Here is a 22938-nt window from a genome sequence, read left to right as displayed (position 1 = left end):
TATTTAGCACCATAGTGCTAGGGCTAATGTTTAGTTTAGCTTAGTTGGCGCAAGTGCAAACAAAAGTGGCTAAATAGAGATTAGTAGTTATTCGCCAAAGCGACTTTCTGGTATGATTTACCTCTTAATTAAGCACAATAACTTTTTTCATCTTGGAACTGTAAACCAATGTTAGCTATTGCCGAGCAAATCAGTGAGCAAATTGCTCAAGAACTTAACGTTAAAACCTCACAAATTAATGCCGCTATTCATTTATTCGACGATGGCGCAACCGTGCCTTTTATTGCGCGTTATAGAAAAGAAGCAACGCAAGGCTTAGATGATAACCATTTACGCGCATTAGCCACGCGACTGGTTTACTTGCGTGATTTAGAAGCCAGACGTCAAGTTATTTTAACGAGTATAGAGCAACAGGGTAAGTTGACAGCAGCGTTAGCTCAGCAAATAACCAGTGCTGATAACAAAACGCGGTTAGAAGATTTGTATTTGCCCTATAAACCTAAGCGTCGTACAAAAGGGCAGATAGCCATAGAAGCCGGCATTGAACCGTTAGCGAATAGGTTATTTAATCAGTGGCAGCTTGATCCTGAGCAAGAAGCGCAAACATACCTGAATAACGCACGCAAAAATGATACTACTGGTTTTGATGATGTTAATGCGGTATTAGCAGGAGCTAGTGCTATTTTGGCCGAGCGTTTTTGTGAAGACGCTAATTTATTGCAAAAACTGCGTCAGCACATGCTTAAACAAGCGCACCTAACTAGCCAAGTTGTTAAAGGCAAAGAACAAGAGGCGATCAAGTTTAAAGACTACTTTGCACACAGTGAAAAACTAAAAACAGTACCTTCACACCGTATGCTTGCTATGTTACGCGGGCGTAACGAAGGCTTATTACAGCTTAAGGTAGAAGTAGACCCTAACCAAGAAAAAAACGCAGTTTCTAGCGCAGAACAACTTATTGCTGAGCATTTTACTTTACGACTTTATACAAACAATAGTGAACAAAAGGCCGCTAGCTTTTTAACTAACACAGTACGTTTAGCTTGGAAAAGCAAGCTTAGCCAGAGTTTAACTACTGAGCTTTTAAGCCAGCTGCGTGAACAAGCAGAATTACAAGCGATTAAAGTGTTTGCTGAAAATTTATCTGACTTATTAATGGCAGCGCCCGCTGGGGCAAAAGTCACACTCGGTTTAGACCCTGGTTTACGCACAGGCTGTAAAGTTGCTATTGTCGACGCCACTGGTAAATTGCTACATACCACGACTATTTTCCCACATGCGCCACAAAATCATTGGGATAAATCAGTGCGTACTTTAGTGAACATCTGTCGCCAACATAAGGTTGAATTAATTGCCATTGGTAACGGTACCGGTTCGCGTGAAAGTGATAAATTAGTGGGAGAAGTCATTGCCGAGCTTGACACCGCAACAGGTTTAGCGAAACCCAAAAAAGTGATCGTTAGTGAGGCGGGGGCGTCTGTGTATTCAGCTTCTGAACTTGCCGCGCAAGAATTTCCTGATCTTGATGTGTCAATCCGTGGCGCTGTGTCAATCGCGAGGCGTTTACAAGACCCATTGGCCGAGTTGGTCAAAATAGACCCTAAAGCCATCGGTGTTGGCCAATATCAACATGACGTTAGCCAAAGTCAATTGAGCCAAAGCCTTGATAATGTTGTTGAAGACTGTGTAAATGCCGTTGGCGTTGACCTGAATTCAGCTTCGGCAGCCCTACTAACGCGCGTTGCCGGCTTAAATAAAACTATGGCAAATAACATAGTGCAATACCGTAATGAACAAGGCGCTTTTGTTAATAGACAACAATTAAAAAAAGTGGCACGCCTAGGGCCAAAAGCCTTTGAGCAAGCGGCAGGCTTTTTACGCATTAATGGTGGTGATAACCCACTTGACCAGTGTGCGGTTCATCCAGAAACCTACCCTATTGTTGAAAATATTATTAAGCAGTTAAATATTGACAGTGCTAACTTATTAAATAGTGCTGAGCAGTTGCAGCGCGTTAATATTAGCGAGTTAGCTACTGAGCAATTTGGTGAAATAACGATTAATGAAATTATTAAAGAGTTGATCAAACCAAATCGTGATCCTAGGCCTGAATTTAAAACGGCAACCTTTGCTGAAGGCGTAAACAGTATCAACGATTTAGCCGTGGGTATGGTGCTAGAAGGTGTGGTATCTAATGTGGCTAATTTTGGTGCCTTTGTTGATATCGGTGTGCATCAAGACGGATTAGTGCACATTTCGGCTATCACAAACAAATTTATTAGTGACCCACGTGAAATTATAAAAGCCGGTGAAATTGTTAAGGTAAAAGTGGTGGAACTTGATGCAGCGCGCAAACGTATTAGTTTAACCATGCGCTTAGATGACGCTGTTAGTCACGCTGAAACCAATGGCAAGACAAAACATGATAGAGCAAGTGGGCAGTATAAAACGCAAAGTAACGCCGCCAGCCACCATGCTAAAAGCGAACAACCACACAATAAACGAGCGAAAGGGCCAGTACACAAAAAACAGCATAAAAGTAGAAACACCATGGGTGAAAATGCGGTGATGGGGAACGCCTTTGCCGATGCTTTTGCTAAGTTAAAAAAGTAAATGACTAAGCTCCCGCCTACTATTTTAGTAGGCGGAATGTTAACCGTACACTGTTAAATTCAAACCGTATTCCCTCGTTTTATTCCCCAGAACACGCTTAATTCACCTTATCCTCAATAAAGTTAATAATATCGATCAGTGTGTGAAAAAAATAATCAAATTTATTGAAAATAACACTTGACGATGCAAATGATAATGATTATCATTTGTTTATTGGTTAAGGCAAATGAATGCTCTCTCAGGCGTTTTGACCAATAGGAAGGTGAGTAACTTAGTGGTTACATTCTGGATGAATGGTAATCTCGGCATTATGGATGGCAAAGAGTGTATGTTTCAGGACACATATACACTAAGCCTCTTCTTCTCATTATTGATTCAACCTATTCCTTTGAATCAGTTGATTAAAAACTTTTGATGACTTTGCCGGTATACACCAAGGTGTATACCGGCTTTTTAATTCACTTAAAACTTAAAACTTAAAACTTAAAACTTAAAACTTAAAACTTAAAACTTAAAACTTAAAACTTAAAACTTAAAACTTAAAATGACTAACCACGTCTGTCATATTGTGGCTACTTGATTTTAATGCTGCACTGGCACCCATAAATGAAGATGACGTGTTGAGGGATTCATCTGTCATGCTTGCTAAGTCATTAATGCGTAAATTCACTTCATCAGCGGCTTGAGTTTGCTGCTCTGTGGCGCGGGCAATTTGTGTGTTCATTTCAGAAATTAACGCCATTAATTTATCTATTTCCGATAAAGAGTCGTCTGCTTTACTCGTTTGCTCTACGGTTTGGCTGGCAATACTTTGGCTGGTTTTTACCGCAGTAACGGCTTGTTGGGCACCCGTTTGCAGTTTTTGAATCATGAGTTGAATTTCGTTAGTGCTTTGCTCTGTTCTATTAGCAAGTGTTCTCACTTCATCAGCAACAACCGCAAAGCCGCGTCCTTGTTCGCCAGCTCTTGCTGCCTCAATAGCTGCATTAAGAGCTAATAGGTTAGTTTGTTCGGCAATACCACGAATTACATCAAGTACTGACCCGATATTGTCACTTTCAGCGGCTAGGGTAGTGATCACCTGTGATACGTTATCAATATTACTTGATAACGAGTGCATTTGCGTAATCGTATTTGAAATAATCTCCTTACCTTGGTGGGTATTATTTCTGGCGTCAGTGGCGGCATTTTCAGCAGCGCTAGCATTGTTGCTTACATCACGTATTTGAGCAGTCATTTGCTCCATGGCAGTAGCAACTTGGGCGGTAATATCGCTTTGATGTTGGGTTAATGACTGGGCGCTTTCACTGGCATCAGCGACAGATTGTGCACGGCTCAATACAATGTTTGCATTGTTTGCTACGTCAGCAAGTGAGTCGCGCATTTTGTTAGTAAATTCGTTAAAATAATGTGCTAGGCGAGCAATTTCATCTTGTGCTTGGTCATCTAGTGTTTGGGTTAGATCACCATCACCTTGCGCAATGTCTTTCATTAAATTAGCAGCCGTATTGGTGGGAACGGTAATGCTTTTGGCAATAAAATAACCAAGAAATATAATAATAACAATCAATAAAAATGAATAGGTTAATAAGGTGTTTCTTTGTGTGGTAAAAGTTGCGTCCACGTCATCAATATAGGTACCAGAGCCAAGAATCCATTGCCAAGGAGTAAAGCCTTTAACAAAAGATATTTTATCAACAGCTTGGTCAACACCTGGTTTAGGCCATTTATAAGGGACAAAACCTTGCCCTTTATCACGTACAATACTCACCATATTAATAAACAGGGCAGTGCCATCAGGGTCTTGCATTCCACCTATATTTGTACCATTTAATGCGGGTTTTATTGGGTGCATGATCATCGTTGGTGTAAAATCATTTATCCAAAAGTAATTATCACCTTCATACCGTAAGCTATTGAGTACTTCTATTGCTTTTTTCTGGGCTTGCGTTTCATCTAGTTGGCCGTCACTTTGTTGCTGATAAAAGTGCTCTATAACACTATACGCTGCTTCTACCACTTGTTGGTTGGTATTGTGTTTTTGTTGTAATAACGACTGATATGCTTGCGATAAACTAATTGAGCTTAACACGACAAAGCCTGACAAGACTAAAATCAGCAGTAAGATAAATCGTTGTTGAATGGTAAATTTACGTAAAAATGGCATGCAAACCTCACTGGTAAGTGTCACGAATACAAGATTAATAATTTACGCCTTTTTAATGTGAACTATTATATTTATAGGCGTTTGAACAGATGAAAAAGCACACCTTTACAAGCGAGTACATGCTAGGTTTCTTTTCTGTACTAAGTATAGAGGAATATTATGCTTTTGCTATAAAAAAGGGGAAGCAAAAAGCTTCCCCAAAAATAACCTCGGTTGGAGGTTAACTAACGCAAAACGAGCATGTTCATTGTGTTTTTTAATCCTATAAAACGTACTTAGCTGACAGTTGTAAGTAATTTGAATCTTTATTGGCTTCGTGCATTTCATAGTTACCTATTTCAACACCAAATGACAGTTGCTTGGTATAATCTTTGAACAAGTTAACGGCGACATGATTACGTTTAGTGTTGGCTAAGTCTGCTTCTGTGCTACCATAAAATATATTTGAGCGCATGTCGTCTGTCCAAAAATGGCGGTAAGCGACCATAAATGACGTGGTTTTTTCAGCTTTTTGACCGACCAAGTCTCTTGCCGCCACTACACCAACATAACGGCCTGTATTACCGCCGTGTACCTGAAAGCGAAAGTCGTCTTTACCAAAGGTTTTAATACGACCTGCAATGCCAAAACCAAGGGCTGTTTCTGTAGTGCTTGCAACTTCTTCGGTAGCAGCAGTATTTAACTGACGTGCTAAACCTGACACTGACACATTACCCCAGTCACCACTAAAGGTGTACTTAGCGATAATGTCAGGAATAGTGTCTTGACTGCTATCACCCTTATCAGAATGTGGGTTCTCTAACGATACTTGTAAACCGCCATTGGTGTAGCGAATTTGGCCTTGTCTAATAAAAGCAGAAGCATTTAAAGGGCCACCAAAATCTACTGCTTCAGCTAAAGCGCTGGTATTTTGAAAAGTTGTCCAAGTTTGCCCTACGGTAATATTTTTATATTTAATGAAAGCGTGGCGCACTCTTGGGTGAGACGAGTTTGAAACAATTTGATTACCACCACCACCGTAAAAATCCATTTCGATAAAACCGGTAACATCGCCATGAACATATTTTGCATTAAAGCGGGTTTCATTAACTGAAAATTTAGTGGTTGATAAATCGTTGGTCACAGCGCCATTACCAATCCAATAGTCGTCGTTAGTAACGGGGGAGCTAACATCGCCACTGATAGTGCGTAAGTCCGCTTTAATATAGCCACCAAAGGTGAGTTGCTGGTCATCAGCAAGATCGAAAGTGAAAGCGGCTTGGGCGGCACCAGTCATAGCGAAAAGACCCGCCGCTAATAATAATTTACTTTGTTGAATTTTAAACATTATATTTCCCCGTAGTGTCTGCCAAGGCAGTTATTTTTGTAGTGTTTTTATCGCAATTATTTTTTATTATCGAAGCAAGGAGCTTCGCCTTCTGCTATTATTTTTTAAACACTATGTTAATCATGTGTAATATTTGTTCAGCTATTAAGGTAAGGTGAAAGTGGGCTTAAATAAATTAGACCTAAGTCTAAAGTGATGATTTTTAGCTTTATACTTTAGTCTAGCGTTATTGAAATGGGGAGTGAGGACTAGGGAAAATCAGTAGACTCTCGCGCTAAAAACTAGGTACTAGGCACTAGAAACTAGAAACTAGGAATTAGGAATTAGGAATTAGGAATTAGGAACTAGGAACTAGGCACTAAGATCGAGGAAAAGACTAAGCGTCCGCTCTGACTCTCCTTCGTACCTGTTCTTATTTCGCTTTAAAGCCAATTCTAAAGCCGCCCCAATGCTTGCCATTGACAAAAATAGGTGCAGAAACATCGTGCATTATTTCGCCCGTATCGCGTTTGTAAGTTTGTAATAAAAACTTGTCGGTGTGTTGGCCGCAACGAATGCCTGTAGGGTCATTGAATAAACGTTTAGTGCGATTATGCACCATATCAATTTGAGGGTCGCCAGTGAGTGGTTGAGAAAAACATTGGTTGTGGGTGGGGAAATAGCCATTAACGTCTACGGCACCGGCATAAATCATTTCATTGAACTCTTCTAATAAAGGCTCTTGAATTTGTGGCAGGTGTTGGTCAGTAAAGGCATCAAACCCAGTGGTGAATTTTTTGGGATCGCTATTGCCCAAGGGCTTATAATTAAAATCAAACAGTTGCTCTAGTGATATTTTATTAGCGGCAATACTTTGTTCAAACAGCTCACCGACTTTTTTAGCGGCTAATGTTGCTTGTTGACACATGCTGTTAATGCGCGTGTTACTATTAAATTCTGACAGGTAAACAAAAATAGACTCTGTACTATTTGACAAAGTTTCAGCTTGCTGAGATATATGTTGGGTTTCATTGCTTTTGTCGACTAGGAAGTCATGCAAGCTGACCACAGAGGTTGATATTTCAGCCGCCGCTAGGTCTTGCTCTTGTAATGCTTGGCTAATTTGATTACCCGCCGCCGCTGACTCAGACATCAGGTTATCAATATCAGTAAATGATTGGGATAAATTGGTCATGGTCTGCACTATACTACCTGTTTGCTGCACTATGTTGGTCATTACCGCGGTGGTCTCGTTGGTTTCTTTGCTGATTTGTTTTAACATTTCGCCTATTTGATCTGTCGCGTCAGCGGTTTTAGCCGCGAGCGCTCTGACTTCATCGGCAACAACAGCAAAGCCTCGGCCTTGCTCGCCTGCTCTAGCTGCTTCAATGGCTGCGTTTAAGGCTAATAAGTTTGTTTGTGACGATATAGCATCAATAACGTCAGTAATGTTTTGTATTTCAGAGGCTTTTTCTTCAAGTGATTGAATTTTGCTAGCTGCATTGTTAACGGATTCGTTGAGTAGATTAACCACAGAAATATTATCATATAATTGCTGTGAGCTTGATGAACTTGCGCTCATGGCTTGGTTTGATTGCTGTGAAGCAAGTTCGGCGTTGTCATTGATTTGTTTGCTATTGGTCGACATTTGCTCGGCAGCAGTTGCTAAGCGGTCAACATCGCTACTGGACTTTTCAATGGCTTGGCTTAATTTTGTTAAGAAAAAACTAATTTCAGCTGAGTTGATTGCTAATTCACTGACTTTAGCGCCTATTTCAGCGCCAGTTTGGCTAAAGTTTATTGTAGAGTCTTTTGGGTTATCCTGTTGTTTGTCGTCCACTGTGGCTTGCTTATTTGTTGTTAAACCGAATCTGGCAACGAACAAAATGCTAGCAAAGCTGATACCTGCAAGCACAAGTGTTGATAAGAGTAATGAAGAAAAAATACTTGCGCTAACGTAATGAAAAATTACATTGGGCAATGTGAACACAAGTGCTAATAGTATGCAGGATGTTAATTTATTATTCATGAATGGTGACCTTTCAACTACGACTAAGAACCAAGCCTTTACGCAAAGTAAATGGGCAATATAACAGAATCATGAAGCAATAAAATAAGACTTTAGTTGATCTATGATACACATCAAATAAGCCTGCTGAGTGTGCCATATTGAGTGAATAATAAAGTAGGGCAAGCATAAAGTAATGCCCATTTACTGGGCATGTTCTTTGTTGTACGCCTTACTAATACGTTACTGGTACTTAGCGTGTAAATAGTCAAACACAGCACGAATACCAAAGGCTTCACCACCTAATGGGCGACCTGATAAAGCGCGCACATTAAACGCCATTACATCAAAGTGAACCCAGTTGGTTTCTTTGCCAATAAAGCGTTGTAAATAGAGCGCTGCAGTAATGGCGCCACCAAAAGGTCCTGCAGAGCAGTTTGTCATATCGGCAATGGTACTGCTAAATAAGTCATTGTAAGGTTGGTATAAGGGCATACGCCATACAGGATCACTGATTTTATTGCCGGCGTCAGTGATGCCTTGTGCGATCTGGTCATTCGTAGAGAAAAACCCCGGTAACTCAGTGCCTAACGCAACGCGCATTGCGCCGGTTAAGGTGGCAAAATCTATTATTAACTCAGGGTTGTCATTGTCTGCTTCTGCTAAAGCATCACATAACACTAGGCGTCCCTCGGCATCGGTATTATCAATCTCAACGGTTAAGCCTTTGCGTGTGGTTATTACATCGCCAGGACGCATGGCGTTACTAGAAACAGCATTTTCAACCGCAGGAATGAGCACACGTAAATGAACAGGTAAATTATGAGACATAATTAAGTGTGCTAAACCTAAAACATGCGCAGCTCCACCCATGTCTTTTTTCATATTACGCATACCCGCCGCGGGTTTAAGGTCTAAGCCACCGCTGTCAAAGCAAACACCTTTACCAACTAAGGTAACTTTTGGGTGTTGGTGATCACCCCAAGTAACATCAATTAAACGTGGCTTATTGGTACTTGCGCGCCCAACAGCGTGTATTGTTGGGTAATTTTTTGTGAGTAAGTCATCGCCAATAATTTGTGAGACATGACCGCCAAACTTATCCGCTAAGGACTGTGCTGCATCAGCAATATTTTTTGGCATCATATCGGCTGCAGGTGTATTGACAAGATCGCGTACTAACGTTGTTGCTTCGGCGTATTTTATCGCGTTATCCACTAATATTTGTTCATTAACCTGCAAGCTAGGTAGTATTTGTGCTTTAGGGTTAGTTTTATAGCGAGAAAAATCATAAGCACCGACCAACCAAGCAAAACAGATTGCCTGCTGGTGCGCCGGTGCGGCGTTAAGTTTGTATTGTCCTGGTGGCAACTGCTTGATTAAGTCACCACATGAAAAGTAATGGGTAGCATCATTAACCACGTAAACGGCTTGCGCGAGTGCGGTTTCGGCTTCAGGTGAAAAATGGGGTATTAACGCCAACCCTTCACTCTGATAATTTGTTTGTTTGAGCCAGTGTTGTATATGTTGGCTTTGGCTTGTTAACCAAGCTGCATAAGCTGATTTTTCTAAAATAGTGAGTGTGGTGCCGGTGTTACCGACGCTAAGTAATGCATTCATAGTGATCCTTTATTGAAGGCTGCCATAGGGAAAATGCAGCGCAACCGTATTGTAATGAAATTGAAAGACGTCTCTTTATGTACACCAAGCCGAGTTATCAAGGGCTAGGTTAATAAATTTATTGTAACTGACCTGATTAGCTTCGCAACTAGAAAGCTATGGGTAAGGGGCTATAAAAGCACATCTTTTAGCAGCACGTTTTCAGTTGCTGCCTTGCTATGAACTTGCGCAAGCAGTAACTCTGCGGTGGCAATGGCATCATTAAGTGCATTATGGCCGTAGTGGTCAGGCAATTGAAACTTATGGCGTAATTTTGATAAACGTAGCGCTGAAGGGTCATAAGCGACATCACGTTTATCTAATTGCCGTTTAGCAATAACTAAGGTGTCTATGATGGGGAAATCTGGTGCTAGCCCATAAAGCTCAAGGCAGGCGTGTTGTAAAAACTGCCGCTCTATACGGGCAAAGTGCACTAGCATTACCTTGCCTGCTAACGCTTGCAGTAATTTTTCGACAACAATCCGTAGGGGTTGGCCTTGCTCTTTTTGTTCGTCGGTGATTTGATGAATTACAACATTGCTCTCTTCTAGCCTGTTGCTGGTTTTTACAATTTGATGATAGCAGGAGTTAAGTTTGACATGATCGTGCTTCATGCAGACAAAACCAACACTGAGCAATTTATCTACTTTAGCGTCAAGACCTGTGGTTTCAAAGTCGACGGCTAAAATTGGCACTTCTGATATTGGTGCGTTAAGCGCAGGAAAAGGGACGCTTAAAAAGTCTTTCAGCGCTCCTTCAGGGGCTTTTTTTAATAGCCGCTTGCGTTTAGCTTCGTAGCCAACCAAGTAATGAATAAATTTATTATTAACCATTAGAAATTTGCTTGCCTTGCTTCTTGTAAGGATTTAATTACTTTGAAAGTATCTTTTAAATGTTCGCGTTCTAGCCTTGAAAGCTCTTTAGGATAAATATAATTATTAGGCTCTAACCCCTGTATTAATTTTTCTGCTTGATGCTGTACTCGTAACACACCTAAAAACTCATAAGCATCTATTAGGTTTTCTGCAGACGACTTGGTAATAGCTGCTGTGCCTGCGGCTTGTTTAATGCGTTCAATGGTATTAACCGCACTTATACCTTGAGATAGCGCATAAATACGAGCAAGGTCAACAATAGGAGCGATGCCGTTATGCTTGAGGTTTAATGTATCTTTATGTTTGCCATTTTGTTTTAAAACAAAATCCCTAAAAAACCCTAACGGCGGACGTAACGCTAAAGCGTTTTTAGATAAATGAGCAATAAATAAGCTGTTACTTTGTGTTTTTTTCAAGACATTACGGCGAATGTTATCAAGTAAGCGAGCATCACCATAAATGGTGTCTAAATCAAAAAAAACACTGGAGTTTAATAATGCCTCAGGGCTAGGAGTGTCAACCCAAGCGTCAAAATACTTTTGCCAAACCTTGGCCGGTTGCCGCCATTTAGGGTTAGTGGCCATGATATAGCCAGGGCAGTAGATAAAACCACAGCTGGCTAGGCCATCACAAACAAAGTGACCTAAGTTTTCAAACCAACTGTCGTCACTTGGTTTCATGGAATCACAGATGATGATGGCGTTGTCTTGATCAGAATGGGCAAGTTGCTCTTGTCTTGCTTGTGAACCTGCTGCTAACCAGGCATAAGGCACAGGTGAGGCGCCAAACTTTTCTTCAGCTAGTTCAATAAGACGCTTGGTAAAAGCCATAGTAATGGCACTAATGCTTTTGCCAATATGATCGGCACTGGCGCCAAGTTTTGCTAAGCGAATTTGTAGTTTTGGTAACAGCGCACTTATTTCTATTAATTGTGGTAAGTCTTTAGCTTTATGAATAATGCTAGAAAAATTAACAGTGTTATGGCCTTCATTGTTCATTAAATCGGTGACGGTAACCATGCCAACTACTTCACCTTGTTTGGTAACAGGTAAATGTTGTATGTTTTTTGCTGTCATGGTCATGAGTGCGTCATAAGCGTTATTTTTAATATCAATTGTGCTCATTTCGCGAGTCATTATTTCAGAAATACTCGTCGTAATGGGTAGCCCTTGCGCAACACAGCGGCGACGAATGTCTTTGTCGGTAACAATACCAACACATATTTTATTATCGAATATCACCAAGCAAGTAAAGCCTTGCTCTGTCATTTGTATCGCAGCTTGTTGTATGCTCTTACTCACGTCAATACCCGCAATAGGGGCATGATAAAAATTACTGACTGGCATATTCATTAAGCTAGAAGAAATAATCGCTTCTTCATTAACCTTAGACATTCTCTTTTTGAGTCGTTCAGCAGAGTCGTGGTTAAAGTAGTCGCTAATACTGGGGTATTGTTCGCCAACATCGCGTAATATTTGTGCATCAAGGCTGTACACTAGGCTATCTTCGTCGGTTTGTACTTGTCGCTGTGTGGCTGGCGTTGCCTTATGCGACTCATGCATAGCTGGTGAGGGTGCGTTAGGTTTACAAAACTCAGTGCACAAGTCTCCCTCACCTAAACGAGAAATTAACTCGCCGTTGCTAGCAAGGCAACTAAGAGCCCCTTTGCGCACAATATATAAGCGTGGTTCATTAATGCCCTTTGGCGGCAGAAACTCTCCTTTGCGCACGTAGTTAATATCTAATTCTCTAATTAAGCGTGCCAGAGTAGATTGAGGCAAACTATCAAAAGGGGGAATATTTTGAATGAAGCTATAAATTTCTGAAAGTTCAGTGTCCATATTGAGTTCCCTGAAGCTAATTTGTCTAGCCAGCTTATTGGCGACCAAGCGTGGCTTAATATAGCAACCAAGCATATTGTTGATATAAGTTCTTATCATAATAATTTAGAGCGATGGGTGTAGGTAGTCAACCATTGAAGGCCTAACCTAGACTAAAGTTGCACTTGGTTGAATTTACCCTTTAGGCGTATCGTTGTGGTGCTTAGTGGGTGGGCAAAAAACTCGGATGTTGGCGCTGGTCAAATGGTGCAAGAAGTAAAGTATCCGGCTGTTTATTCGTTGTTGCTCAGTTATTGGGTGCGTGTACTGAGCACGCTTTTTTGTTCAAGGTTAGTTGGCGTTATGCTGGTGTACTTCCCCTAATGATACCACATACTCTCTTTAGCTCTCGTGCCCTAGTGCGTAGGTATGTCGTGAAGTAGTCAGGCCTATAAGTACTAAATAATCCCCTGTTTTAGCTGTGTTTATTCGTTAAAACATTGATCTAGACTAAAGTTTAATACCCTATAAAAAAAAAGCTTGTTAGATTGAATATAGCCATGTTGCCTCATTTGATGCTGGCAGCATGGGTATAAAAGTTGAAGTTGAATATGGATTTTTGTTTTGTATTGATAAAGATAGCCGACAGAAATCGATATCCACACTTTTGCTAAATTATTACAATTAAAGCCTAATAAAAAAAACACATTAATGTGAATAAAAGGCTAATAACGTCGCTAGGAGACTACTGTGGAAAATAAAGAAACCTATTGGTCGGAAAATATTCGCCTAATCTTTATATGTCTTGTAATCTGGTTTATCGTTTCATTTGGGTTAGGGTTACTACTGGTAGAACCCTTAAATGAAATTCAGCTAGGTGGGTACAAACTTGGTTTTTGGTTTGCTCAACAAGGCTCTATTTACTCATTTCTTGCTTTAATCTTTTGGTATGGTGCCAAAATGAATCAGCTTGATAAAAAATACCATTCGGAGGGTTAAGCATGGATGAGTTAGAACTATATACATACATTGCAGTCTTTGGCACTTTTGCCTTATATTTTGGTATTGCTTGGTGGGCGCGTGCTGGCTCAACCAGTGATTTTTATGTGGCAGGCGGCGGCGTTACCCCTATGCAAAACGGTATGGCAATTGGTGCCGACTGGATGAGTGCAGCGTCGTTTATTTCAATGGCGGGTATGATCTCTTTTCTAGGGTACGGTGGTTCAGTTTTCTTAATGGGTTGGACCGGTGGTTATGTGCTACTCGCCATGCTACTAGCGCCATATATGCGCAAACACGGTAAGTTCACCGTGCCAGAGTTTATTTTTGACAGATACTACTCTAAAACAGCACGTATTGTTGCCGTAGCTTGTTTAATTATTGCTTCTTTAACCTACATAATTGGTCAAATGAAGGGTGTAGGTGTTGCTTTCTCACGTTTCTTAGACGTTGAATACGGCTTAGGCTTAGGTATTGGTATGGCCGTTGTTTGGGTATATGCGGTACTTGGTGGTATGAAAGGTATTACCTATACGCAAATAGCGCAATATGTTGTGATGATTTTTGCTTATACCATTCCAGCAATATTTATTTCATTACAGTTAACAGGTAACCCAATTCCGCAATTAGGTTTAGGTAGCACGTTAGCCGATGGCAGTGGTGTTTACTTACTTGATAAGCTTGACTTGGTTGTAACTGACCTAGGTTTTAAAGAATATACAACATCTAACTTAGGCGGCACGCTAAACATGTTTGCTTATACCATTTCATTAATGATTGGTACGGCGGGTCTTCCACATGTAATTATGCGCTTCTTTACGGTTCCATCTGTAGAAGCAGCACGCTCTTCAGCAGGTTACGCATTAGTGTTTATTGCTTTACTTTACACTGTTGCTCCAGCCGTTGGTGCTATGGCACGCCTTAACTTAATGCATACTATTGAACCGGTAGCAGGGCAAAACCTTGAGTACAGTGAACGCCCAGAATGGTTTAAAGACTGGGAGCACACTGGATTGCTAGAGTTTAAAGATAAAAATGGCGATGGCAAAATTCAATATACCTCAAATACAACAGATAACACGATTACAACAAAACATGCCATGACTGGTGAAGAGATAGAAATATTACCCAATGAAATGGTGAAAGTTGACCAAGACATTATGGTATTAGCAAACCCTGCGATTGCAAACTTACCTAACTGGGTTATTGCTTTAGTTGCTGCGGGTGGCTTAGCAGCGGCACTCTCTACGGCAGCAGGTTTGTTGTTAGCAATCTCTTCGTCAATCTCTCATGATTTAATGAAAGGTGTATTAACGCCTGATCTTTCAGAGAAAAATGAATTACTGGCTGGGCGTGTGGTGATGACACTAGCGATACTGGTTTCAGGCTATCTTGGCTTGCATCCACCAGGGTTTGCTGCCGGTACTGTTGCTTTGGCCTTCGGTTTAGCAGCGTCAAGTATCTTCCCAGCATTAATGATGGGTATATTCTCTAAGAAAATCAGTGGTAAAGCTGCCATTTGGGGTATGTGTTCAGGTATTGGTGTTACTATGCTGTATGTGTTCCAACATAAAGGTATTATGTTTATCCCTGGTACCTCATTCTTAGGTGATATGGGAGCAGATTGGTTCTTTGGTATCTCACCTAACGCATTTGGTGCCGTTGGTGCATTGGTTAACTTTGCTGTTGCTTTCATCGTGCTGCAATTTACCGGCCCAGCACCAGCAAATATTCAAGCTATGGTAGAGAATATGCGTATACCAGGTGACGTAAGTCCAGCACACGATCACTAAAATTAAAACATAATATTGTAAAGATTACGTTTTAAAGAAAATAAAAAGCCAAGCGATGATTTTTTTAAAGAGTCGCTTGGCTTTTTCTGTTAAGTTATCTTCTTATTATTAACCCACTGATAAAGTAGAAATATATATGAACAAACACCTAAAAATTGCTTTTATGGTTGCCCCTATTCTCGCTATTATTAGCTATGGTGCTGCTGACTATTATAGTGAGTATAAAGCTTCACAAGAAAAAGTAATTCAATTAGCGACAGAAGGGCATTGTGACGTGATAAACCAAGGCTGTGTGCTTACATCAGGTGAGTTTAAAATAGATGTTTCAGATAAAAATGGCATTACTGTGCTGAACAGTACATTCCCATTAGATAGTGCTACACTATTTTTAGTCGATAAAGACAATAAAATGACAGCTTACCCTTTAGGTATGAAAGAAAGCCCTTACTATTGGAAAAACAAAACAAAATTAAGAAACCTTGCTGGCAATAAAGGTGATAGCTACACGTTACGTTTGATTGCTAATATTAAAGGTGGCCGATACATTGCTGAGTTTGTTACACAGACAATGCGTTGATAGCGGTTAATGTAAACCTGAGAACATTAGCTCGCTTAGCACGCCATATTTCCTAGGCGGTAACATGTTCTGTGCTGTTTGAGCATAACATAATGGTATTGAAGTGCTAGCAGGTTCTCTGCATTAACAAGAAGCAAACTAGCACTGCTCTTGACAGGTTACTTATTACCATCAAAGTACGTGGCAACACGCTCTGGCCAGTCAGGCGAGTTGATTCGTTCTAATAGTGAGGTATTTATTAATTCACGCTTTGTGCTGTTGTTTGGTAGCGCGAAGACGTAATCTTGCCGTGCTAGCGTAATTGGCAGCACTTGTAGTTTGCCAGTATAACGTTGGTTAATGGTCCATCGTAGCAACGGTGCATCATAAACCACGGCATCCACCTTGCCGTCTGCTAATTGCTGTAAGGCGTCGCTTAAGCTGTCAGTGTCATCAAATTTTAGTTTTCGGTTAGTTAACCAACTTGCACTGGTGCTATTTTTAACACTGGCGATGTGCATACCTACAAGGTCATTAGCATTACTTAACTTACTATTAAGCTGCCCAATAGTGAGTGCACTGGTAATTGATGCGGTAAAAAATGACACAATAATAAGCGCGGTAAGCATCCACACCATACCTAGCAAGCGACCTGCTATAGTGCGTGGAGCTACGTCACCATAGCCAACGGTAGTCATGGTAACCATAGCCCACCAAAAACCCGAAAATAACCCGTTTGCCTTACTGCCACCAAACTGCTCTGGGTTGGTTTTATGCTCAAAAAGCCAAGCAATAAAACCAACGCACAACAGCAAGATAGTTAACATGCTAATAACTTTTAAGAATGCTGGTGATGCTAGCGCCGCTAGCACAGCAAGCCAACCTGAAGACCACTCACTGCGAACCGCAACAGATAAGCCAGAGCTGGTAATTGTGTGGGTAAAGTCCATCAGTTTGGCGCGCTCAGCGGTGGCGGTAATAGCGCCTAAGCCGACATCAATTTGTGCATTAATGGTTGCGTTTAACAGGCCATCTAAATCGTATTCTTGAAAACGATAGCGCCAGCCTTGTTCGTCTGCAACTTCTTTCCATAGATCGACGGCTAAGCCATTGTATGATTGACCCTCTGCTTTGGCGAAAGGAGGCGCTGTTTTTATGCCTATAACTAAGGTTTTTTCGGTATCAGTTGCTGGTTGAACAGAGGGGGTGAAGTCTGTAAGAGGAGCCGTTGCTGCCGAGACTGTTATTGTTATGCTAAAAATGAGTAATGCTAAAAGGCTACGTAGCCATAATGATGGTAATTTCATAGAAAGTATCGTTGTCAATGTAAAGGCATAGTCGTTAGTATAGTGTTATCACTCCTCTATTTGCAAAGTTGGGGCAAGTATCACAAAAGGAATAACAAGTTGTTTATATTTTGATTATCAGGTTTGTTGAATGTTATTTAGCATAATTGGGAGCAGGTTAGTTCAATAAAAGCCAGCCATATCGGTTTACAGGATGTAAATGGATTAGCATTGACTATGGAAAATGTATGCTGGCTATATCTAGGTTGCTGGTCTTTGCTTTAAGCAATTTTCAAATAAGATTTGATAATTTCAGCCCCATTACCTGCTTGAATAGGTTTAAAGATGAAACCAGAAACACCGCTCGCTTCACATTTTTTCACTAGGGCTTGTTCGGTGACTGATGACAACATAACCACGGGTACATCATAACCTTTACTACGGATAGTGTTTAATGCTTCATCCCCGTTCATCTTGTTCATAATAACGTCCATGAACATAAAATCAGGAGCTTCATTTTCAACCATAGTAACGGCTGTAGAGCCATCGTCAGCTTCAATAATATTATTATAGCCTAAATCACTTAAGAAGCGCCTTAAGGCTTTACGGATCATTGAACTGTCATCAACTAAGAGAATTTTACTATTGGTTGGTAATGGTTTTTGATGAGGGTTAGCGATACCGACACTTTCTTCACGAGTCGCCCCGCCTGATTGGAAATTAACAGCGCGTACGAGTAAATTGAAATAATAACGCCCAACACCTTCAATATTAATTGGTACGGTCACAATTTCTTTTACGCCTTTTAAGTATTTTTCCATGTCGTCAAAATGATGAACAAAATAAGGGCTCGAAAAGTCAAACTCTAAATTATGGCGGCTTAATAAGTCGGTAGAGCGGCCAATAATAGTGTTACCCCACTCTGCTAAGGCATGGCTCAGCTCTTCATTTATTTCAGTATAGTTGTATTCTTCATCGAACATGGTTTCGCAAACAGAGTTGCCGATAGCAATGGCGGTTTCAGGGTAATGGTGCATCATAATCACGCCATTAATACAGCCGCTGACTTCTGAGCAAACAGCGTAACCTTTAAAACGAAAGTCATCAACTTGATCCATAAAAGCATTAGCCGCAGAACCTGTTAGATTGGTCATGGCTTTAAGGCTGGCAATTGACTCATTGATAAAAGGGTGTAACGTCACTTTGTAAATAGTTTCAACGGGCATAGGTAACAATCCGACATTTATAGTGATAATTAAAATACAAGAACTATTAGCGCTTTGCAATCGATTCAAACAAAGAGCTTTAGGTAAATAAGCTTTTGTAAAGGCTGCACACATCTTATATTTGTTGAGCAGTGTTTGTGTAAAATAACGAGAACTCACACGAATAAGCGCGACTAATACACGGTTAAGTTGAGCCTTAAAGGTCAAAAAATACTATCATTTAAGCCGAATAACTTGTGATTTAAAGGCAGCTGTTGCCATTGCTGCGCTTGTAAAAGTACAAACTTTTTACTGTGGCTTTTCTGGTAAGCACACCTGTACCATAAGCCATTAATAAAATAGCAAAACGGTAAATACGTATTTAAAAGTGTTGGGTTAATCTCAGTGCTAATATGCTCTTTATACTGGTTAATAATAGTTTCTATTCTATTGTCATTAAGAGAGTTTATTGCTATGAACATGGCTAAATCATACTCTGCAGGTGCTGCAATCGCGCATTCATAGTCAACTAAGTAGGCTTTATTTTTTAATGAAATTACAATATTGCTAAAGTTAATATCACCGTGGCAACAAACATTATCGTTAATGTTGCGCGATGCTACATTAAGCGGCGCTATAAGAGCTTCACTATAACCTTGCAATGCCTTTTTTTGCTCAGCAGAGAACGATTGTTCTAACATGAGCAAGCGAATAACATTGTTGGGCATTAGCGGAGTTGTTTGCACGTTCAGTTGGTGGCATTGCGCCATTAATTGCGTGGATATTGCTATTTTATCCTCAATCGTTTGGGCAGAAACGGATAAGTTTTCTCCTGCAATAAACTCTGTTACCAGCCAGTGCTGGTCATAGTAAACAATCTGCGGACTAATATTATTTAGCGCTGCTTGTTTATATACACTTGGCTCGTTAGTGGATGTTATTTGTTTAGCAAAAAAATGTTTATTGTCAGCTTGAACATGGTAGCACTGGCTGCTTAGACCGCCGGAAATAGGCGTAATGGTGTTTAGCTGATTAAAACATACCAAGGTACTTAAATGAGGTGCCATCAGCCTTAACCATTAACACTGTGGTTTATTATCATGGGTTTTTCAGTATGCAAGTTCCGCCATTTAAAGTATCCCCAAATAGCGATAAAAGTATAAAGGATAAACAAAACCACGGTAGGCATTAAGTCTTTTTCGATATATAAATAAATTGAGCTAGCATCGATGGCTATCCAGTACAGCCAGTTTTCAAGCACCTTTTGTGCCACTAGGTAGGTGGCGAACACGGCATAAACTGTGGTAAAAGTATCCAAATAAGGAAAGTTAGCAGGCGTATAATTTGCCATAATATAACCTAACATAAGCGCAATAACGGCTAGCACTAAACAGGCTTTTAGATGGAAACTTGGCCGCCAAGAAACAACGGTTAAAGGTGTTGAATTGTTGTTATTATTTGTTGGTGTATGCTGTCGCCAAGCCCAATATCCATAAATGGCCATAATTAAGTAGTAGACGCTTAAGGCACTGTCCATTAGGAGTAATACGTCATAAAAAACATAAGTATAAATTGCCGTACTAATTAATGCGGCAGGCCAACACCATATTGAGCCTGCTGCTGCTAATAAAACATAGGCAAGGGCTAACAACATGGCTAGGAGTTCAAGCCAAGGTAACGCAGTAAGGTAATTAACAAAGCTAATTAACAACTCAGCCATTAGCTTTCTGCTTCTGGCTGTGCATGATGACCACTAATAAATTTACAGACAAAAACGGCTGCGCCTACGCTGCTGTGTACTTGTTTTATTTCGGCCATTACTGTCTGTACGGCTAAATCATAATCACCAAATACCTGTGTGCTCATGCCGTTGGTAACAACGTCTAACCCTTTTGTATCACGCAAGCGCCTAATAAAAGCCCAAATTTCACTTTTATATTGAGTTTCAGCGAGTGGGTATAAACTTAATTCAATAGATATTTGCATAATTTATCCTTAGGTTGAGCGCACTAAGTAATGAGGTCGTGCGCTAAATTACCACTAAAATTTTGTGCTAAATGGCACACTAATAACGTTAATATTGATAGCATGCGCGCATAAGTTTGCTGCTTTTCAGTGAAGCTCATGTGCGCGTGCAAAGGTTAAAACTGGTAATCGAGTGTCACACCAAAGACTAGTGGCTCTGATAACTGCGTATATTGCTTGTTAGTGTAGCCATCTCTTGGGTCGTTACCAAAATAAAAGCCGCGGTTGGCATAGCTTTCATCGGTTAAGTTACGTGCCCATATTTTTACTTGGTAGTGATCTTGTAAATAACTAACAGATGCGTTTAGCAGCTCAACAGATTTTGATCTTTCATTATGGCTGTCTGAAAAGTAAAAGCCATCTTTCGCATCAGCCGATAGGTTAATTAACCAGTCTTGCGTTGGGCGCATGTTCATACCAAAACTATATTGATAATTTGGCGCATGGGCTTGTTGACGACCACTTAACGAGGCGCCGTCGGCATTAATAAAATCGTTAAATTCGGTGTCTAATAAACCTAACGAACCATAAAGCTCAACAAATTCATTAAATTGCCAATTGGCTTCAACTTCAAAACCTATATTTGATCCTGATGCAGCATTACCAAGGTAATCAATGAACTCGGCGCTGCCGTCATCTCTAACAAGCGCTTTAGAGCTTTTTACTTGTACATCCACTCGGTCCATATAGAAAACAGCAGCACGAATAAAGGCATCGTTATCTAGCAAGGAGACTTTATAACCTAATTCATAATTAACTAAGTATTCTGATTCAAAAATACGTAAATCATCAGTGAGGCTACCGTCGGTATTGACACCACCCGCTTTATAGCCACGGTTGATAGAGCCGTACCAAAAGGTATCATTATCCTGTTGGTAACTCAGAACTAACTTACCGCCAAACATGTTTTCGTCGGTACTGTCACTTAGCCCATTGGAGTTAATATAATCAGCACTTCGTCGCTCAATTCTAAGGCCCGTTGTTAAAAGCCATTGATCATTTAATTGGCTATCAAGTTGACCATAAACTGCAAGCGTTTGAGGCTTGAACGATGAAGTGAAATCATTGTCGGCATAGGTATACTGGCGGTGTAAATCTTCTTCATCTTGTTTAAAGTAAACCCCTGCAACCCAAGCCGTGGTGTTGTTGAACAATTCACTACCTTTGTTTGATAATGCTCGCAATTCAACGGTTTGTGTCGATTTTTTTCTAAAGTAATAATCAGTAGATGAGTATTCCCAATAAGCATAATCTTGATTGTCAATATTTTCAGGTGCCGAAATACCGTCGTAAGCCCAGTCTTCGTCAAAGCCATAGGTTAAATCTGAGTCAGCGTGACTTAGTAAGGTTTCTAGGATGAAATTTTCAAAACCTTGGTAGGTAAACTTGGCGGCGAAAGCGCTGGTTTTTTGTTGGTCAACACCCGGTTGGTCAGATAAAGTGTTGCGGTTATTATCTAATGAAAATGCATCAAAGCCGTTGTCAAAATCAAAATGAAATGCCGATAAATCAATACTTAAATCAGTAGTTGCTTGAATTGATAGCTTTCCTCTAAGACTTAACTCATCACGATTATTGGTATCACTTTTGTTTAAATACGTGTTTTCAATAAAACCATCACTTTGGTATTGATTAGCCGCTAAACGATAATTAACCGTGTCTGAAACAGGGCCTGAAAGTGCAATGCCTAAACCGTAGCTTTGATAATTACCAGCATCAACTTTAATACTTCCCTCAAATTCATCCGTGGGTGTATTCGTGGTGATATTGAATAGACCAGCAAGTGCGTTGGCGCCAAAGCGAGTACCTTGCGGTCCACGATATACGTCTATTTGTTGTACATCAAAAAGGTTAGCGATACTGCCAATGCCGGTAAAGTCAATGCCGTCAATGATCATACCTACCGACGGGTTTATTGGTTCATTGTATTGACTGCGCTCACCAATACCACGAATTTGATAATAACGCGCCCGTTGAGCGCCACTAGCGAAATTAACATTAGGGATAACAGCAATTAACTCCTCAAGGTTTTGAGCGTTACGTTGCTCTACCTCAATAGCCGTTAATACGGATAAAGCACTGGGGGTTTTTAAGAGATTTTGTTGTCTAAAATCACTGGTAACAGTAATGGTTTCGATGGTTGATTTACGGGGGGTTAAGTCATCAGCGTTGGCATGTTGGCTATAAAGAGAAGCAGACATTAATAGTGACGAAACTGCTAAGGTAAGTGTCGATTGGGTAAAGTTCATAAAGATCTCATAAGTATTAAATCAATTGATGTTCTGGGGATTGATACTATGGGATACGGCACTGGGAGGTTGTCATGAGAGACTGCGATGTGATCACTAACCATTCCTACGCCGGTTGTCTTAATAACTAATATTATTAGTGATTAATTCCCGTCCAGGTTCAAAGGGTCTGTTGACTTCATCAACATCTCAGCAGCTATTTATTTAGCCTAATGATATATTAATAGGTAAATAAAACTGCACTCCTTGGTTCGTGACGAATTCTAACAAAAATTTTCGTATGATGCTTGGGTATTTATTAAATAGGCTAGGTCTGGCTTAATAACTATTTCAAGTCATTAACAATACGTCGAGTTGAGGTTAAATAATTATTCGCA

Annotated in this window: 16 protein-coding genes; 4 read left to right on the top strand and 12 right to left on the bottom strand. The window is 40.4% G+C overall.

The window, feature by feature from the left end; translation table 11 throughout:
- Window positions 1-168: 168 nt before the first annotated feature.
- Complete coding sequence (locus AC0UA9_RS07500) at window positions 169-2613, top strand: Tex family protein (RefSeq protein ID WP_475659068.1); 2445 nt, start codon at window positions 169-171, stop codon at window positions 2611-2613.
- A gap of 532 nt (window positions 2614-3145) precedes the next feature.
- Here the strand turns inward: AC0UA9_RS07500 and AC0UA9_RS07495 are convergent.
- From AC0UA9_RS07495 to AC0UA9_RS07470, 6 genes are all read right to left on the bottom strand, one after another.
- A complete protein-coding gene (locus tag AC0UA9_RS07495) occupies window positions 3146-4780 on the bottom strand; it encodes a methyl-accepting chemotaxis protein (protein ID WP_475659067.1) in 1635 nt (544 codons plus the stop codon).
- 262 nt (window positions 4781-5042) lie between these two features.
- Window positions 5043-6107, bottom strand: coding sequence for a DcaP family trimeric outer membrane transporter (locus tag AC0UA9_RS07490; protein ID WP_475659066.1), 1065 nt, complete (start codon window positions 6105-6107; stop codon window positions 5043-5045).
- A 412-nt stretch (window positions 6108-6519) separates the two neighbouring features.
- Complete coding sequence (locus AC0UA9_RS07485) at window positions 6520-8115, bottom strand: methyl-accepting chemotaxis protein (protein ID WP_475659065.1); 1596 nt, start codon at window positions 8113-8115, stop codon at window positions 6520-6522.
- Window positions 8116-8337: 222 nt separating this feature from the next.
- Window positions 8338-9714 (bottom strand): leucyl aminopeptidase family protein, encoded by a 1377-nt coding sequence (locus AC0UA9_RS07480; protein WP_475659064.1) that lies wholly within the window; start codon window positions 9712-9714, stop codon window positions 8338-8340.
- A 170-nt stretch (window positions 9715-9884) separates the two neighbouring features.
- Window positions 9885-10586: an exonuclease domain-containing protein gene (locus AC0UA9_RS07475; RefSeq protein ID WP_475659063.1), complete on the bottom strand. Its 702-nt coding sequence runs from the start codon at window positions 10584-10586 to the stop codon at window positions 9885-9887.
- On the bottom strand, window positions 10586-12469 hold the full coding sequence (locus tag AC0UA9_RS07470) for a putative nucleotidyltransferase substrate binding domain-containing protein (RefSeq protein ID WP_475659062.1): 1884 nt from the start codon (window positions 12467-12469) through the stop codon (window positions 10586-10588). Before AC0UA9_RS07470 ends, AC0UA9_RS07475 begins: the two co-directional genes overlap by 1 nt.
- A gap of 729 nt (window positions 12470-13198) precedes the next feature.
- Between AC0UA9_RS07470 and AC0UA9_RS07465 the strand changes: the two genes are divergently transcribed.
- The 3 genes from AC0UA9_RS07465 to AC0UA9_RS07455 all read left to right on the top strand — a co-directional run bounded on the left by AC0UA9_RS07465 (window position 13199) and on the right by AC0UA9_RS07455 (window position 15817).
- Window positions 13199-13447 carry a DUF4212 domain-containing protein gene (locus tag AC0UA9_RS07465; RefSeq protein ID WP_475659061.1) on the top strand — a complete coding sequence of 83 codons (249 nt, stop codon included), beginning with the start codon at window positions 13199-13201 and terminating at the stop codon, window positions 13445-13447.
- A 2-nt stretch (window positions 13448-13449) separates the two neighbouring features.
- Entirely contained in the window at window positions 13450-15240 is a 1791-nt protein-coding gene (locus tag AC0UA9_RS07460; protein WP_475659060.1) for a sodium:solute symporter family protein, read from the top strand.
- 136 nt (window positions 15241-15376) lie between these two features.
- Window positions 15377-15817 carry a hypothetical protein gene (locus AC0UA9_RS07455; RefSeq protein WP_475659059.1) on the top strand — a complete coding sequence of 147 codons (441 nt, stop codon included), beginning with the start codon at window positions 15377-15379 and terminating at the stop codon, window positions 15815-15817.
- A gap of 158 nt (window positions 15818-15975) precedes the next feature.
- On the opposite strand, the gene AC0UA9_RS07450 is transcribed toward AC0UA9_RS07455, so the two are convergent.
- From AC0UA9_RS07450 to AC0UA9_RS07425, 6 genes are all read right to left on the bottom strand, one after another.
- A complete protein-coding gene (locus AC0UA9_RS07450) occupies window positions 15976-17103 on the bottom strand; it encodes a transporter substrate-binding domain-containing protein (RefSeq protein WP_475659058.1) in 1128 nt (375 codons plus the stop codon).
- 260 nt (window positions 17104-17363) lie between these two features.
- On the bottom strand, window positions 17364-18308 hold the full coding sequence (locus AC0UA9_RS07445) for a response regulator (protein WP_475659057.1): 945 nt from the start codon (window positions 18306-18308) through the stop codon (window positions 17364-17366).
- A 203-nt stretch (window positions 18309-18511) separates the two neighbouring features.
- Window positions 18512-19354 (bottom strand): phosphotransferase, encoded by an 843-nt coding sequence (locus AC0UA9_RS07440; protein ID WP_475659056.1) that lies wholly within the window; start codon window positions 19352-19354, stop codon window positions 18512-18514.
- Window positions 19355-19359: 5 nt separating this feature from the next.
- A complete protein-coding gene (gene pnuC, locus AC0UA9_RS07435) occupies window positions 19360-20007 on the bottom strand; it encodes a nicotinamide riboside transporter PnuC (protein ID WP_475659055.1) in 648 nt (215 codons plus the stop codon).
- The gene (locus AC0UA9_RS07430; RefSeq protein ID WP_475659054.1) at window positions 20007-20273 is read right to left on the bottom strand and encodes a hypothetical protein; all 267 of its coding nucleotides are present in this window, start codon (window positions 20271-20273) and stop codon (window positions 20007-20009) included. The genes pnuC and AC0UA9_RS07430 overlap by 1 nt, the downstream gene beginning before the upstream one ends.
- Window positions 20274-20428: 155 nt before the next feature.
- On the bottom strand, window positions 20429-22561 hold the full coding sequence (locus tag AC0UA9_RS07425; protein WP_475659053.1) for a TonB-dependent receptor: 2133 nt from the start codon (window positions 22559-22561) through the stop codon (window positions 20429-20431).
- Window positions 22562-22938 lie beyond the last annotated feature (377 nt).

It is taken from the genome of Colwellia sp. F1 (genome assembly GCF_056238625.1).
This window is presented reverse-complemented; position numbering and strand designations above follow the sequence as displayed.